Origin of the sequence: Streptomyces sp. NPDC006691 (assembly GCF_042869955.1) — a bacterium.
Taxonomy (GTDB): domain Bacteria; phylum Actinomycetota; class Actinomycetes; order Streptomycetales; family Streptomycetaceae; genus Streptomyces.
Map to the genome: position 1 here is coordinate 336,828 of NZ_JBIAGW010000005.1, position 15,853 is coordinate 352,680.

At 72.8% G+C, this 15,853-nt stretch carries 13 protein-coding genes; 10 read left to right on the forward strand and 3 right to left on the reverse strand.

The features are described 5' to 3' along the window. Positions 1-89: 89 nt before the first annotated feature. From ACFYNP_RS14800 to ACFYNP_RS14810, 3 genes are all read left to right on the forward strand, one after another. Positions 90-767 (forward strand): uracil-DNA glycosylase, encoded by a 678-nt coding sequence (locus ACFYNP_RS14800; protein WP_388413217.1) that lies wholly within the window; start codon positions 90-92, stop codon positions 765-767. Then, complete coding sequence (locus ACFYNP_RS14805; protein WP_388785643.1) at positions 764-1,792, forward strand: N-acetylglucosamine kinase; 1,029 nt, start codon at positions 764-766, stop codon at positions 1,790-1,792. The genes ACFYNP_RS14800 and ACFYNP_RS14805 overlap by 4 nt, the downstream gene beginning before the upstream one ends. Positions 1,793-1,887: 95 nt before the next feature. Continuing rightward, positions 1,888-2,817 (forward strand): sirohydrochlorin chelatase, encoded by a 930-nt coding sequence (locus ACFYNP_RS14810; protein ID WP_388785644.1) that lies wholly within the window; start codon positions 1,888-1,890, stop codon positions 2,815-2,817. 72 nt (positions 2,818-2,889) lie between these two features. On the opposite strand, the gene ACFYNP_RS14815 is transcribed toward ACFYNP_RS14810, so the two are convergent. Beyond that, positions 2,890-3,933 (reverse strand): lactonase family protein, encoded by a 1,044-nt coding sequence (locus ACFYNP_RS14815; protein ID WP_388785646.1) that lies wholly within the window; start codon positions 3,931-3,933, stop codon positions 2,890-2,892. Positions 3,934-4,050: 117 nt separating this feature from the next. Continuing rightward, positions 4,051-5,556 (reverse strand): FUSC family protein, encoded by a 1,506-nt coding sequence (locus ACFYNP_RS14820; protein WP_388785810.1) that lies wholly within the window; start codon positions 5,554-5,556, stop codon positions 4,051-4,053. A gap of 226 nt (positions 5,557-5,782) precedes the next feature. On the opposite strand from ACFYNP_RS14820, the gene ACFYNP_RS14825 reads away from it, so the two are divergent. The 3 genes from ACFYNP_RS14825 to ACFYNP_RS14835 all read left to right on the forward strand — a co-directional run bounded on the left by ACFYNP_RS14825 (position 5,783) and on the right by ACFYNP_RS14835 (position 8,319). Then, positions 5,783-6,259, forward strand: a complete 477-nt coding sequence (locus ACFYNP_RS14825) for an Lrp/AsnC family transcriptional regulator (RefSeq protein ID WP_388413211.1) — start codon at positions 5,783-5,785, stop codon at positions 6,257-6,259. Between the two features lie 68 nt (positions 6,260-6,327). Further along, positions 6,328-7,014 carry an HAD family hydrolase gene (locus ACFYNP_RS14830; protein WP_388785648.1) on the forward strand — a complete coding sequence of 229 codons (687 nt, stop codon included), beginning with the start codon at positions 6,328-6,330 and terminating at the stop codon, positions 7,012-7,014. Positions 7,015-7,236: 222 nt separating this feature from the next. Next, positions 7,237-8,319: a chitinase gene (locus tag ACFYNP_RS14835; RefSeq protein WP_388785811.1), complete on the forward strand. Its 1,083-nt coding sequence runs from the start codon at positions 7,237-7,239 to the stop codon at positions 8,317-8,319. A gap of 285 nt (positions 8,320-8,604) precedes the next feature. Here ACFYNP_RS14835 and ACFYNP_RS14840 read toward each other — a convergent pair whose 3' ends face one another. Further along, positions 8,605-9,084: a luciferase family protein gene (locus ACFYNP_RS14840; RefSeq protein ID WP_388785650.1), complete on the reverse strand. Its 480-nt coding sequence runs from the start codon at positions 9,082-9,084 to the stop codon at positions 8,605-8,607. A 470-nt stretch (positions 9,085-9,554) separates the two neighbouring features. On the opposite strand from ACFYNP_RS14840, the gene ACFYNP_RS14845 reads away from it, so the two are divergent. The 4 genes from ACFYNP_RS14845 to ACFYNP_RS14860 all read left to right on the forward strand — a co-directional run bounded on the left by ACFYNP_RS14845 (position 9,555) and on the right by ACFYNP_RS14860 (position 15,826). Continuing rightward, positions 9,555-9,782, forward strand: coding sequence for a type A2 lantipeptide (locus tag ACFYNP_RS14845; protein ID WP_100572914.1), 228 nt, complete (start codon positions 9,555-9,557; stop codon positions 9,780-9,782). A 104-nt stretch (positions 9,783-9,886) separates the two neighbouring features. Then, positions 9,887-10,693, forward strand: a complete 807-nt coding sequence (locus ACFYNP_RS14850) for an HlyD family efflux transporter periplasmic adaptor subunit (RefSeq protein ID WP_388785652.1) — start codon at positions 9,887-9,889, stop codon at positions 10,691-10,693. Continuing rightward, entirely contained in the window at positions 10,690-12,966 is a 2,277-nt protein-coding gene (locus ACFYNP_RS14855; RefSeq protein WP_388785654.1) for an NHLP family bacteriocin export ABC transporter peptidase/permease/ATPase subunit, read from the forward strand. The genes ACFYNP_RS14850 and ACFYNP_RS14855 overlap by 4 nt, the downstream gene beginning before the upstream one ends. A 1-nt stretch (position 12,967) precedes the next feature. Continuing rightward, positions 12,968-15,826: an NHLP bacteriocin export ABC transporter permease/ATPase subunit gene (locus ACFYNP_RS14860; RefSeq protein ID WP_388785655.1), complete on the forward strand. Its 2,859-nt coding sequence runs from the start codon at positions 12,968-12,970 to the stop codon at positions 15,824-15,826. The last annotated feature ends 27 nt before the right edge of the window (positions 15,827-15,853 follow it).

Sequence of the window (15,853 nt, forward strand, 5' to 3'; positions counted from 1 at the left end):
GTCGACCGGAGCCGCGAGGCATCGGCGGTGGCGGTGACCGGTCGACCGGGCGGCGAGACGCGGGCGGCTGCGCCAGTAGAGTGACGGCCGTGGCAGCACGACCGTTGAAAGAGATCGTCGAGCCCGGCTGGGCGGACGCACTGGAACCCGTGGCCGGAAGGGTCGCCGCGATGGGCGACTTCCTCCGTGAGGAGATCGCGGCGGGACGAACCTACCTGCCGTCAGGAGCCCATGTACTGCGGGCGTTTCAGCAGCCGTTCCACGATGTGCGGGTACTGATCGTCGGCCAGGACCCGTATCCGACACCGGGGCACGCGGTCGGCCTGTCGTTCTCGGTGGCGCCCGAGGTGCGGCCGCTGCCCGGCAGCCTGGAGAACATCTTCCGCGAGCTGCACTCCGACCTGGAACTGCCCAGGCCCTCCAACGGTGATCTGACGCCATGGACGCGGCAGGGGGTCCTGTTGCTCAACCGGGCGCTGACGACGGCACCCCGCAAGCCCGCCGCCCACCGCGGCAAGGGATGGGAAGAGGTCACCGAGCAGGCCATCCGGGCCCTGGTCGCGCGGGGGACGCCGCTGGTCTCGGTGCTGTGGGGCAGGGACGCCCGCAATCTGCGCCCGCTGCTCGGCGACCTCCCGGCGATCGAGTCCGCCCACCCCTCCCCCATGTCGGCGGACCGTGGTTTCTTCGGCTCGCGCCCCTTCAGCCGTACGAACGAACTTCTTCAGCGGCAGGGCGCCGAGCCGGTCGACTGGCGACTGCCGTGACGGACACCGGGGCACCCTGGGTGCTCGGGGTCGACTCGGGCGGGTCCGGTGTGCGGTTCGCGCTGCGCCGCACCGAGCCGGGTCCACCGGCCGGGACGATCACCTCGAAGGAACCGGTGCGGACCGGCCCCGCCGGTATCGACGCGGGGCATCTGCTCGACCAACTGCTCCCCGCGGCACGGGAGTTGATGCTGCGTACCGGCGCGGACCGGATCGCGGCCGTCGCGGTCGGCGCGGCCGGGATGGCCACCCTCGGGGACGCGCTGCGCGCCGAACTGCCGGGCGCCCTGGCCCGTTCGCTCGGCGTGCGCGCGCTCGCCCTGGCCGCCGACGCCGTCACCGCGTACGCGGGCGCGCTCGGGCAGCGGTCCGGTGCGGTGGTGGCGGCCGGGACCGGGATGATCGCGCTCGGCACGGATCTCACCACGTGGCGGCGGGCCGACGGATGGGGACATCTGCTCGGCGACAGCGGGGGCGGCGCCTGGATCGGCCGGGCCGGTCTGGACGCGGCGCTGCGCGAACACGACGGCCGCCCCGGCGGTTCGGCGGCTCTCCTGGCCCGGCTGAACGCGGTGTTCGGCGGCCCCGGCGAACTGCCGGGGCTGCTCTACCCGCGCACCGACCGGCCCGCCGTGCTCGCCTCGTTCGCGCCCGAGGTCGCGGGCTGCGCCGCGGCCGATCCAGTGGCCGCGGGCATTCTGCGCGAGGCGGCCCGGCACATCGTCGAATCGGCCGCCGCCGTCTGCCCGCCGAGCACCGGGGAGCAGCCCCAAGTGGCGCTCACCGGAGGCCTGTTGAAGCTCGGTCCGCCCCTTCTCGTACCGCTGCGCGAGGAGTTCGGGAGCCGGCTGCCGCAGGCGTGCCCGACCGGGGCGGCCGGAGATCCGCTCGACGGCTCGCTGCTCATCGCGGCGGCACTCGCGGACGGTGAACTGCGACTGCCGCGCGATCCGCGCATGTTGTGGATCGCAAACGGCGTGACGGATCACGACCGAGTGAGTGCCAAGACAGATCAGGACAGTTGATCTTTATGCCACTCTCCGGGAAAATCGGGGCAGATACCGCTCAGCTGTCCCCTCCCCGAACAGCCGCCCACGCAAAACCAGTAGCATGCGACGCCATGAGCACCCCCACTGGGCCAGCATCCGGCCTGCCCGTACGAATGCCGCGACCCCGCCAGTCCGGCCGGCACCGCCGCCCGGAACCGGTGGTTGCTCCGGAGGGCGCGCCCGCGCTCGTTCTCGCCGTTCCCGGCACTCCCGGCCCCGCTGTGCGCAGCCTGGCCGAAGAAGTCATCAGCATCGCCCGCTCCGAGCTGCCGGGCCTGCACGCCCGCATCGGCTACCTGGACAGCAACGAGGCCGAGTCCGCCGAGTACCCCACGCTCGACGCCGTGCTCGCCCACACCGCCGCCGAGCGCACCGCGCGCGTCGAGCAGGCGCGTGCGGCGGGCCGCGAGGCCGCCGAGCCCGAGGGCCCGGTCGCCGTGGTCGTCCCGCTGCTCGCGGGCCCCGACAGCGCCCTGATCCGGCGGATACGGCAGGCCGTCATGGACAGCCGTGCCGCCGCCGAGCTGACCGATGTGCTCGGCCCGCACCCGCTGCTCGCCGAAGGCCTGCACGTGCGGCTCTCCGAGGCCGGTCTGGCCCGCGCCGACCGCGCCCGGCTGTTCACGGTCGCGACCGCCGCCGACGGAATCATCCTGGCGACGGTCGGCGGCGAGGAGGCCGTGCAGGCCGCCGGCATCACCGGCATGCTGCTCGCCGCACGGCTCGCCGTGCCGGTGATGGCCGCCGCGCTCGACCAGGAGGGCGCCATCGCGGCGATGGCCGCACAGCTGCGCGGCTCGGGTTCGGCGCAGCTGGCCGTCGCCCCGTACCTGATCGGCCCGGAGGTGGCCGACGGGCTGCTCGACGCGGCCGCCAAGGAGGCCGAGTGCTCGGTCGCCGAGGCGCTCGGCGCCTACCCGGCGATCGGCAAGCTGGTCCTGTCGAAGTACGCGGCCGCCCTCGGCATCTCCGCGCAGCCGCAGGGCTCGCCGGTGCACTGACCGTCCGCACGCGACGATAGGCGGGGCCCGCACCGGACGTCCGGTGCGGGCCCCGCCTCGCTGTGGCCGCCGTCAGGCGAAGACCAGACAGGACGCGGCGGGCGCGTCGAGGGAACCCGCCCGTGCCGGGATGCCGGTGGCCGGGTCGATGTCGAACCAGGTCACATCGCCGGAGCGCTCGTTGGAGGCGTACAGACGGCGTCCCGAGGGGTCCAGGGTGAGATCGCGCGGCCAGTGTCCGCCGCAGTCCACGGTGGTGACGAGCCGGGCCTGCTCGCCGCTCGCGTCGAGGGCGAGTACCGCGATCGAGTCGTGCCCCCGGTTGGCCGTCCACGCGAAGCGCCCGTCGGGCGCGACGACGACCTCGGAGGGGTAGGTGTCCACGCTCACCCCGTCCTCGACGACAGGCACCTCGTGGAGGGCTTCGAGGGCGCCGGCCTCCGCGTCCCAGCGGCACACGGTCAGCGTGGGCGCCAGTTCGTTGAGGACGTAGGCGTACCGGCCGCCAGGGTGGAACGCGAGGTGGCGCGGGCCGCTGCCGGGCCGCATGGCGGTCTCGGTGTGCAGGCTCAACGTGCCGGTCGCGGGCGCGAGTTCACATACGCGCACCGAGTCGGTGCCGAGGTCCACGCTGACGATCCAGCGCCCGCCGGGATCCGCGAGCACCTGATGGGCGTGCGGCTCCCGCTGCCGGTCGGGGTCGGGGCCCGACCCGTGGTGGGCCAGGACGGACGCGGCCGGGCCCAGGGCGCCGTCGGGCCGCACGGGCAGCGCGGTGACGCTGCCGGAGTCGTAGTTGGCGGTGACGAGGTGCCCGGCGGCGAGGGCGAGATGCGTCGGGCCCGCCCCGCCCACGGACACCGGCTCGCCGAGCGGCCGGGGTGCGTCCGCGGCGATGTCGAAGGCGGCGGCCGTTCCGTCGGCGCTCTCGCCCACGGCGTAGAGCACGCGGCCGTCCGCGGAGGCCGCCAGATACGACGGGTTGGCGACGGCTGCCGAGGATCCCAGCGGCGTGAGCGCCCCGCTCCGCCCGTCCACGGCGACCGCGGTCACCCCGTTGCCGCCCGCCGTGGTGAACGACCCGATGAACGCCCGCGCGGCCCTGTCCCTGCCCACCCTGCCACCCCTCTCCGCCGAAGGCCCCGCGAACCGGGGCCGCCCCGCACACCGCTGTGCTGGGGCGACCGTAGCAGGGGGTCTAGACCAACGGGTGGGGCGAGCCGGTGCCGGGGCTCAGGCCGTGGCCAGCGGTGCGCGCGGCGCGGAGCGCAGGGGGGCCGCGAGTTCGCCCAGGGCGCGCTCCAGTCCGTGCAGATGCGTGAGCGCGGCCTCGGCGCCGGGGTGGTGGTGCGGGGCCGGCAGTGCGGCGAGGGCGGACCAGGTCTTGTGGTCGGGCTCGGGCGCGACCAGGGCCGCCACGGCGGCCTCCACGCGCTGGCAGGCGGCGGTGAGGCGGGCGTCGTGGGAGGCGGCCGGGTCGGCGGCCACCGCCGCCAGGCCCCGCACCTCGCGGGCGCACTCGTCGAGCAGGACCAGGACCTGGTGGGCGCGGGCCCGGCGGGCGCGCAGCGGGCTGAGCGGGTGCACGAGCGGGGCGAGCGAGAGCCGTACCCGGGCGAGCAGCAGCTCCAGTTCGGCGGCGCGGGGCGCCGGGTCGGCGCTCTCGTCCCCGGCCAGCCGGTGGGCCGCCGCGGCGGTGCAGCGCCTCACGCAGTGCAGGGCCCGCTGGATCCAGGCGTCGGTGGCGGTGTGCGTGGTGACCGGCAGCACGACGGCGACGCCGATGACCGCGCCGAGGGCGCCCACCGCCGTCTCCTGGACGCGGAGCACGAGCAGCCCGGGGTGGAGTACGCCGAGGAGCCCGTAGAGCAGGCCGGCCATGACGGTGACGAAGAACATCATCCAGCTGTAGCTGGGCGCGGCCGTGTAGAAGATGCCGAACACGCACACCGCGACCAGCGCGGCGGTCGGCGCCGGCGCCCCGTGCAGCGGGATCGCGATGAGCAGCCCGGCCACGATGCCGACGACGGTGCCGAGGACCCGGCGGAAGCCGCGGACCAGGGTCTCGCCGCGCGAGGCGGTGTTGACGAAGATCCACCAGGCGGCGCCGACGGCCCAGTACCAGCGGTCCTCGGAGAGCACCTGGCCCACACCGAGCGCGAAGCCACAGGCCACGGTCGCCTGGAAGGCCTGGCGGGTGGTGTGCCGGGCGAGGCCGCGGCCGGCCAGCGGGGCCGGGGCGGCGGGCTGCCGGAGGTGGCGCTCGATGCACCACAGTCCGAACCGGACCGACGCCGAGACGGCGATCGCCAGCGCGATGGCCCCGTACAGCTCGGGCAGTTGGGAGGTGACGGCGTGCAGGAACTGGGTCGCGAAGAACATCATGAAGGCGAAGATGCCGAGCGCATGGCCGCGCGGACCCCAGCGCCGGGCGTACACCCCGGCGAAGATCACCAGGAGCCAGGCGGCGTCACGCGCCGTCGGGGTGCCGTGCAGCGCGGCCGCGAGGGCGAGCACCGGGAAGCCGACGACGGGCAGCAGCGCGGTGGTGGCGGCCTGCGCGCGGACGGTGGCGTCGCCGACGGTGAACAGCGCGAGCAGCGCGGCGAGGCCGGCGGTGATCGACGCGGCGAGGGAGAGCCCGCACAGTTCGGCGGCGGTCACCGAAAGTCCCACACCGAGAACGGCCCGCAGGGACACCCGCAGTCGCAGAAGCCCCGGGTCCGGAGCCACAAACATCCTCTTCACGGCGGTCGCCGCGCCCCCTTACGTGCAATCGGCCTCAGGCATGACAAAGGCGCCGCGGGGCCCGGACCGGCGTCGTCGCCGTCCCGCGCGCTGCGCGGCGCCATCAACCACCAGAGGAAAACACCCGGAGGGACAGTGGCTCAACCGACCTCCTCCTCACTGGGCCATTGGTACAGTCATTGACCCATCAGCAGGACCAGGAAGGAGCCAACGGGACATGACGGTGGACACACTCGACACCCGAATCCTGCGGCTGCTCATCGAGCGGCCGCGCACCAGCATCCGCGAGTACGCGCGCCTCCTGGGGATCGCCCGCGGCACACTCCAGGCGCGGCTCGACCGGATGGAGCGGGACGGGGTGATCACCGGTACGGGGCCCGTGCTCTCCCCCGCGGCCCTCGGCCACCCGGTGCTGGCCTTCGTGCACATCGAGGTGACCCAGGGACACCTCGACGAGGTGGGTGACGCGCTCGCGGCGGTCCCCGAGATCATCGAGGCGTTCTCGATCACCGGTGGCGGCGATCTGCTGACCCGGGTCGCGGCCCGCGACAACGGCCACCTCGAAGACGTCATCCAGCGGCTGATCCAGCTCCCGGGCGTCGTGCGCACCCGCACCGAGGTGGCGCTGCGCGAGCGCGTCGCACACCGGCTGCTGCCGCTCGTGGAGTCGGTGGGCCGGGCCGCCGCACAGTGAGCGGCACGGAACGCCGCCGCGCACGTGTGGCGGCACGGAACGCCGCCACCCTTGGCATCCTGGGACACATGAGCACACCAGGTAACACTTCGGTCATCTTCGATCTCGACGGCACTCTCGTGGACAGCGAGCCGAACTATTACGAAGCCGCGCGTCAGGTGCTCGCCCGCTACGGCCTGCCCGATTTCAGCTGGGAGCAACACGCCCGCTTCATCGGCATCGGCACCCGCGAGACCCTGGAGATCCTGGACCGGCAGCACACCCTGACCGGCACGGTCGAGGAGATGCTGACGGCGAAGAACGCGGCCTATCTGGAACTGGCCCGGGCCTCGACCGAGGTCTTCCCCGAGATGCGCGCCTTCGTGGAGCGGCTGCGCGCCGAGGGCGTCCGGACGGCGGTGGCGTCCGGCTCCTCACGGTCCACGATCGACGCGGTCCTCGCGGGCACCGGCTTGGCATCCGCCATGGACCTCGTGGTGTCGGCGGAGGAGGTCGAGCACGGCAAGCCAGAGCCCGACGTCTTCCTGGAGGCCGCCCGCCGCCTCGGCGCCGACCCCGCCGACTGCGTGGTCCTGGAGGACGCTCCGCCCGGAGCGGCCGCCGCGCACGCCGCCGGAATGCGCTGCATCGCCGTGCCCTATCTGCCGCAGAGCTCCGACGACCCGGCGTTCGCCACGGCCGGCCTGCTGTTCCCCGGCGGTCAGCGGGAGTTCAGCGCCGAGCGGGCGTACGCGTGGCTGAGCGCGACGTCTTGACAGCCTGAACCCGAGCACCGGATCCGGCTCAACTACCGCTGTGTGCAAGGGACCTGACGCGTACACAGGTCCATGACCTGGTACCTCCGGCACGATTGACGGAAGGTCTGGACCAATCTACGGTGTGGGGCGCCACCCCCTCGCACCTCCTCAGGTCCCCCCACGGTCCAGGAGCCGCGCGGCCTCGTCGCGCCCGCTCCCGGAGGCAAGGAGCACAGCATGATCGGTCGTACGGTACGTCTGCTGGGAGCCGGGCTCGTCCTGGCGCTCGCCATCCAGGCCCCGGTCGCCGCGGCGCCGGGCGGGCCCCCGGCCCCGGTGGCCGCCACATCGGGCACTCCCCAGGCCGACACCTGCGCGGTGAAGCCGAGGCCCGCGGGCAAGGTGCTCCAGGGCTACTGGGAGAACTGGGACGGCGCGTCCAACGGCGTGCATCCCCCGCTGGGCTGGATCCCGATCACCGACGCGCGCATCGCCGCCCACGGCTACAACGTCATCAACGCCGCGTTCCCGGTGATCCGTTCGGACGGCACCGTGCTGTGGCAGGACGGCATGGACGCGACGGTGAAGGTCCCCACCCCCGCCGAGATGTGCCAGGCGAAGGCGGCGGGCCAGACCATCCTGATGTCCATCGGCGGAGCCGCCGCCGGCATCGACCTCAGCTCCAGCGCGGTGGCCGACCGGTTCGTGGCATCGATCGTGCCGATCCTCAAGCAGTACAACTTCGACGGCATCGACATCGACATCGAGACCGGCCTGGTGGGCAGCGGCAACGTCAACACCCTGTCGCCCTCGCAGGCCAACCTGATCCGCATCATCGACGGCGTGCTGGCCCAGATGCCGGCGGGCTTCGGCCTGACGATGGCCCCGGAGACGGCGTACGTCACCGGGGGCAGCGTGACGTACGGGTCGATCTGGGGCGCGTACCTGCCGATCGTGAAGAAGTACGCGGACAACGGCCGGCTGTGGTGGCTGAACATGCAGTACTACAACGGCAGCATGTACGGCTGCTCCGGCGACTCCTACGAGGCAGGCACGGTCGCCGGGTTCACGGCCCAGACCAACTGCCTCAACAAGGGCCTGGTCGTCCAGGGCACCACGATCAAGGTGCCCTACGACAAGCAGGTCCCCGGCCTGCCCGCCCAGCCGGGCGCGGGCGGCGGCTACCTGACCACCAGTCAGGTCGCGCAGGCGTGGAACACCTATGGGGGCGCCCTCAAGGGTCTGATGACCTGGTCCCTCAACTGGGACGGTTCGAAGAACTGGACGTTCGGCAACAACGTGAAGTCCCTGCAAGGGCGTTGACCGGCCGGGACGGACAGCGACCGACAACGGCCGAGCCCCGCCCGGGCCTCACCCGGCGGGGCTCGCGCCCGTCATCGCCCTGTCGTCCGCGGGAGCGAGCGGGGCTCGCGCCCGTCATCGCCCTGCCGTCCGCGGGAGCGAGCGGGGCTCGCGCCCGTCATCGCCCTGCCGTCCGCGGGAGCGAGCGGGGCTCGCGCCCGTCATCGCCCTGTCGTCCGCGGGAGCGAGCGGGGCTCGCGCCCGTCATCGCCCACCGTTGTTCACCGGTCCGGTGCGCACCAACCCTCAGACGGGCCCCGCCCCGTGCGGCAGGAAGAGGCGTCCCACCGCTCGCCGCGCCGCGGGGAACACGCCCGGCCTCGCCGCCGACGACAGCGCCGTCGGTTCGGCCACCCGTTGGGGAGGGACGGCGGGCCGGTACCACGTACACGGCGCGAAGGGGCAGTTGGGCGGACTGGCGGTCTGCGCCTTCAGCGCCATGCTGACCAGCGTGAGCAGCAGGTCCACGTCCGCGTCGCAGTCGAGCAGCACCGTCACCCACGCCGAGCCGGGCTTCAGACGTATGGCGCTGCTGTGCCGCAGCTCGGGGCGCAGTCGCTCTATCGCCGGGTGCGTGAGGTGGAGGTCCGCCGCGAAGCCGGAGTGGAAGTGCACCACTTCGCACTCCGCGGCGAAGAGCGCTTGCCCGACAGCGCATCGGGGCGGGCCACTTACCAGGTTCGGCCATGACTCCAACTGATCCATGGCGCGATGAGCCGCGGTCATGGCGCCATCCTCGCGCACACTTCACCGGCAGGACCACCCCCGTCCACCCACGGGATGTGCCCGGTGGCCGATCCGTGCCCGACGGCTCGCGGTCACCCCGGCTTCCGTGCCCCACAGACAAGCGGAAGGACACCTTCCGAGAATCTGCACAGGGCGTGCGCGGACCCGTCACGGGGCCCGTGATCCCGCCGGGGCGCGGATGAAATCGCGCGGCATTGGTGCGGGAGTGCCCCAGTTGGGAGAAGTGATGTCGGAGCTTGAGGAATTCATCCCGTGAAGCTCGTGAAGAAGATGCCCCCGAAACATGAACGGGTCTGCACGTGACGGCAATTCAAGGCCGGAAGAAAGCCCTGTCCATCCCCCGGCGGATTGGCTGTCCCTGCCGTCGGCGTGTTTTGATCCTGGCCACTGCGGGAGCCCCGACAAGGAGTTCCCGATAGGAAATGTCCCCATGAAAGGCAGTACTCACCATGAACAACGCTCCCCAGGTTGAGACCCGCGAGATCTCCGACGCCGACCTGGACAACGTCTCCGGCGGCCTCGTGGGCACCGCGCTCGGCAACGTGACCGGCACCGCCGACTCCGTTCTCCCCGTCTCCGGCATCGTCAACTCGGTGACCGGCCTGGTCGGTTCGACCACCGGCGTGAACACGGGCGCCGTCACGGGCCTGGCCACCGGCCTCGTCGCCGGTCTCTGAGATCGCGCACGAGCCCCGGAACCCTCCGGTTCCGGGGCTCATTGCGAGTGATTCACACTTTGCGGAAGTTTCGCGGGCAAGGAACGGGTTAGGGAAAGAGTTCTGTGCAGTATCGTCAGCAGGCCCTTTCCAGAATGCAGTCGCCGGAGGAACTCGACCTGCCGGTGCGTTTCGCGCGCCCGCAAGGACGACTCGTTCTCCTGGTCACCGTGCTGGTCATGACCGCCGCCTGTTTCTGGGCCATGACGGGCTCCGTCTCCTCCACCATCGACGCACCCGGCATCCTCACGCACGCACAGGGCAGTTACGTTCTGCAGAGCCCGGTCGCGGGCCAGGTGACCGGCGTGTTCGCCAAGGAGGGCGAGAGCCTGGCCGCCAACGCCCCTCTGCTCAAGGTCCGCACCGCGCAGGGCGACCGGACCGTCCGCGCGATCGCCGCGGGCCGTCTCACCAGCCTCGCCGCCACCATCGGCGCGGTCGTCGCCACCGGCTCGAACGTGGCGAGCGTCGAGCGGACGGACGGCGGCGACGACCCCTTGATGGTCATGCTGTACGTGCCGGGCGACCGCGCGGCGAGCGTCCCCGTCGGCGCCCCCGTCGACCTCGCCGTGCAGTCCGTGCCCGCTGATCGCTACGGGGTGCTGCGCGGCACGGTGGCCTCGGTCGGCAGGGCGGCGCAGACCCCGCAGCAGATCGCCGCGTTCCTCGGCGACGGGCAGCTCGCCGAGCAGTTCGCGCGGGACGGCAGGCCGGTGGGGGTGGCGGTCCGCCTGGACCGGACGCCCGGCACCAGGTCCGGCTACCGCTGGTCGTCGGCCGACGGCCCGCCGTACGCGGTCGACTCCATGACCCTGGCCACCGGCACCGTCCATCTGGCCGACCGGCGCCCCATCGATTGGCTGCTCCCGTGACCGCACCCCACTCCTCGCCGTCCACTCCCCGGCTGCCGGCCGGCCACGGGCGCCGGCGCCCACCCGACTCCCCTGGCGGCGGCCGGCGTTCACACAGCCGCAAGGCGCCGAAGAGCCGCCCCGCCAAGGTGGTGCGCACCCCCACCGTCCTCCAGATGGAGGCCCTGGAGTGCGGCGCCGCCTCCCTCGCCATGGTGCTCGCCCACCACGGGCGCCATGTGCCGCTTGAGGAGCTGCGCATCGCCTGCGGTGTCTCGCGCGACGGCTCACGGGCCAGCAACGTCCTGAAGGCGGCGCGCGGTTACGGGCTCACGGCCAAGGGCATGCAGATGGAGCCGGCCGCCCTGGCCGAGGTCCAGGCGCCCGCCATCCTGTTCTGGGAGTTCAACCACTACGTCGTGTACGACGGCACGGGCCGCCGCCTGGGGCGCCGGGGCGTGCACATCAACGACCCGGACAAGGGCCGGCGTTTCGTGGCGTCGGAGGATTTCGACACCAGCTTCACCGGTGTCGTCCTGGTCCTGGAACCCGGCCCGGACTTCCGGCCCGGCGGCAGGAAGCCCGGCGTCCTCGGCGCGCTGCCCGCCCGGCTGCGCGGCACCACCGGCACGATGCTCGCCTCGCTGCTCGCCAGCCTGCTCCTGGTGGCCGTCGGCGCGACACTGCCCGCGCTCAGCCGTACGTACATCGATCTGTTCCTGATAGGTCATCAGACTTCGTTGCTGGGTGTGCTGTTCGCGGCGATGGGCCTCATGGTGGCGCTCACCGTGGTGCTGACCTGGCTCCAGCAGGCCAACCTGCTGCGCGGGCGGATCATCTCCTCCACGCTCAGCAGCGCCCGCTTCTTCCGGCATCTGCTGCGGCTGCCGGTCACGTTCTTCGCGCAGCGCAGCCCCGCCGACCTCGTGCAGCGGCTGCAGTCCAACGACGCGGTGGCCGAGACGCTGGCCCGCGACCTGACGGCGGCGGCCGTGGACGGCGTCGTCGTGCTGCTGTACGCCGTCCTGCTGTGGACCTACGACCCCCAGCTCACGGTCGTCGGGGTGGGCATCGCGCTGCTCAACGTCGTCGCGATGCGCATCGTCGTACGGCTGCGGGCCACCGGCACCCAGAAACTGCGGGCCGACAGCGCCAGGCTCACCAACACCTCCTACACCGGGCTCCAGTCGATCGAGTCGATCAAGGCCACCGGCGGTGAGAACGGGTACTTCCGGCGCTGGGCGGGCCAGCACGCCACCACCCTGGACGTGCAGCAGTGGCTCGGGGTGCCGAGTGCCTGGCTCGGGGTGGTGGCTCCCGCGCTCGCCACCCTCAACAGTGCGCTGATCCTGTGGATCGGCGGGCTGCGGGCGGTGGAGGGGCATCTCTCGATCGGGCTGCTCGTCGCGTTCCAGGCCCTGGTGACGCGCTTCACCGCGCCGCTCACCCGGCTGAACGGGGTGGCCGGCCGCGTGCAGGACTTCGCGGCCGATGTCGCCCGGCTCAAGGACGTCGAGAACTTCCCCGTGGACGCGCTGCACAGCCGCCCCGAACCGCCCGCGAGCACCCGCCGCCTCAAGGGCCATGTGACGCTCGACGACATCACCTTCGGCTACAGCCCCCTCGACAAGCCCCTGCTCACCGGGTTCTCCCTGACCGTCGGGCCGGGGCAGCAGGTGGCCCTGGTCGGCGGCTCGGGCAGCGGCAAGTCGACGGTCTCCAGGCTGATTTCAGGCCTGTACGCACCCTGGGAGGGCACCATCCGCATCGACGGGCAGCGTCTGGAGGACATCCCGCGCGGGGCGCTCGCCGCCTCCGTCTCGTTCGTCGACCAGGACGTCTTCCTCTTCGAGGGCACGGTCCGGGACAACGTCGCGCTGTGGGATCCCTCGATCCCGGACGACGCCGTCGTCTCGGCACTGAAGGACGCGGCCCTGTACGAGGTCGTCGCCCGGCGGCCGGGCGGCATGCACAGCCGGGTCGAGCAGGACGGGCGCAACTTCTCCGGCGGCCAGCGCCAGCGCCTGGAGATCGCGCGGGCGCTGGTGCGGCGGCCCAGCATCCTCGTCCTGGACGAGGTCACCAGCGCCCTGGACGCCGAGACCGAGCACCTCATCATCGACAATCTGCGCCGCCGGGGCTGTGCCTGCGTCGTCATCGCGCACCGGCTGAGCACGGTCCGCGACAGCGACGAGATCGTGGTGCTCGACCACGGCACGGTCGTGGAACGGGGCCGCCACGAGGATCTCGTCGGCGCGGCCGGACCGTACGCCCGGCTCGTGAGGGAGCACTGAGGTGAGTTCCGTACCTCCCCTCGCCCACCCGGGCACCGCCGGCCAGGACGCCGTGGTCGGCGCGCTCGGCGGCCTCGGGCAGCACATCGACTGCGCGGGGCTGCGCGGCTTCTCGCTCGAAGGGCCCCAGGTTCTGTGGCTCGTGGTGAGCGGCGCCCTCGACCTGTTCGCGGTGGACGCGGCCGAGCGGGGCCACTGGCACTTCCTCGGCCGGCTCGAACCGGGCACCCTGCTGCTCGGCCCCGTCGAGGGCCCGCGGCACACCCTGGTCGGGCGCCCGCTGCGGGAGTGCGTGCTGCGCCGCATCCCGCTGCGCGAGCTGTACCGGCATCCGGAATCCGGCGGACACGAAGGCGGGTACGGCGGCGGGTATCCGAGCCGGTACGACACCGGTGACGCGGCCCTCAGCCTCCTGGAGCACGCCTTCTCGCTCGGTGTCGGCCGGGGTCAACGGGTGCTGTTCGAGGCCCCGTTGGACGGCCGCACCACGGTCGACGAGCCGGTCGCGGACGACGACATCCTGTGGCTGCCGGTGGCGCCGGGCAGTGTGCAGTACGGGGCGGCCTTCAGCGCGGAGGCGGCCGGCGATCTGCTCGTCGACGGCGCCCTGTGGCAGGGCATGGTCCATCAGCAGTACCGGCTGCTCGCCGCGCTCGACCGCTGGATCGAGCGGGTGGAGCGCGCCCACGAGGAACGCGCGGCCGCCGGGATCAAGGCGGGCGAGGACGTCCGTGAGGAGGCCGACCGCGCGCTGCTCAGCTCGATCGGCCGCCCCCACAGGGCGAGTCCACGCGGGAGGGCGTCCGACGACTCGACGTACGCGGCCTGCCGGCTGGTCGCGGAGGCGGCCGGGATCACCCTCACGGATCCGGCCCTCGGCGGCGCGGTCAGCGACCGGATCGAGCCGGTCGAGCGGGTCGCCGTCGCTTCGCGGATCCGTACCCGGCAGGTGCGGCTCGACGGCCGCTGGTGGCGCGAGGACGCCGGGCCGCTCGTCGGCCACCGCACGAGCGGCACCCCGGTCGCCCTGCTGTGGCGGCGCGGCGGGTACGAGGCGGTGCATCCGGTCTCCGGGCGGCGCACCCGCGTGGACGCGGGCAACGCCGAGGAGTTCGAGCGGCGGGCCGTCATGCTCTACCGGCCGCTGCCCGACCACCCGTTGGGCCGATGGGAACTGCTCCGTTTCGGTCTGCGCGGCACCCGCCCCGACCTGCGCCGGCTGCTGCTCGCCGGTCTGGTGACGGTGGCGCTCGGCGCGCTGGTGCCGCTGGCGACCGGCCAGGTGCTCGGGGTGTACGTACCGCGGGCGCAGAACGGCCTCATCGCGCAGGTCTCGCTCGCCGTCGTCGTCACGGGCGTCGTGTCGGCCGCGTTCATGCTGCTCCAGAACCTCACCGTCCTCCGGATGGAGGGCCGGATCGAGAGCACCCTCCAACCCGCCGTGTGGGACCGGCTGTTGAGGCTGCCGACCAAGTTCTTCGCGGAGCGCTCCACCGGTGAGCTGGCGAGCGCCGCGATGGGCGTGAGCGCGATCCGGCGGGTGCTCTCCGGGATCGGCCCGGTCGTCGTGCAGGCGGGCACGGTCGGGGCGATGAACCTCGTCCTGCTGCTGTGCTTCAGCGTGCCGTTGGCGCTGGTGGCGATCGCCCTCCTGACCGTCATCGCCGGTGTGTTCCTCGCCCTCGGGATGTGGGAGCTGCGCTGGCAGCGCCGCCTGGTCGAGCTGGGCAACAAGCTCAACAACCAGGCGTTCCAGACCCTGCGCGGACTGCCCAAGCTGCGGGTCGCGGCGGCGGAGAGCTTCGCGTACGGGGCGTGGGCCGGGGAGTTCGCGCGCAGCCGGGAGCTCCAGCAGCGGGCGGGCCGCATCAAGAACCTGACGACCGCCGTCAACTCCGTCTATCTGCCGCTGTGTTCACTGCTCCTGTTCGTGCTGCTCGCCGGACCGGCCCGCGACTCCCTCTCGGCGAGCGCGTTCCTGACCTTCAACACGGCCGTGACCATGCTGCTCACCTCGGTCACCCAGCTGACCGGGGCGTTCATCTCCGCGGCCGCGGTGCTGCCCCTGTTCGAGCAGATCAAGCCGGTGCTCGACGAGGCTCCCGAGGTGCGCGGGGCGAGCACCCAGCCCGGTGCGCTCCGCGGGGAGATCGAGGCGCGGGACCTGTCGTTCCGGTACGGCGACGACGGGCCGCTCGTCCTGGACGGGGTGTCCCTGAAGGTGGCACCCGGCGAGTTCGTGGCGGTCGTGGGGCCGAGCGGCTGCGGCAAGTCGACGCTGCTGCGGCTGCTCATCGGATTCGACGACCCGGTCTCGGGGAGTGTCCGCTACGACGGCCAGGACCTGTCGTCCCTGGACCGGGCGGCCGTACGCCGTCAGTGCGGGGTGGTGCTGCAGAACGCCCAGCCGCTCTCCGGGTCGATCCTGGACTGCATCTGCGGGGCGGAGGTGTTCAGCCAGGAGGAGGCGTGGGAGGCCGCCGCGATGGCGGGTCTGGCCGAGGACATCAAGCGGATGCCGATGGGGCTGCACACCATGATCTCCGGCGGCGGGGCGATCTCGGGCGGCCAGCGCCAGCGCCTGATGATCGCCCAGGCGCTGGTCGGGCGGCCCCGTGTCCTCTTCTTCGACGAGGCCACCAGCGCCCTCGACAACGAGACCCAGCGCATCGTGACCGAGAGCACCCGCACCCTCGCGGCCACCCGGATCGTGATCGCCCACCGCCTCTCCACCGTCCTGGACGCGGACCGGGTGATCGTCCTGTCGGAGGGCCGCGTGGTGCAGGAGGGCCCACCCGCCGAGCTCCTCGCCGACCCGCAGGGGCGCCTGCGTGAACTGGTCCGCCGGCAGCTGCGCTGAACGCCCGGCGCGGTGGCATGGTGGAGG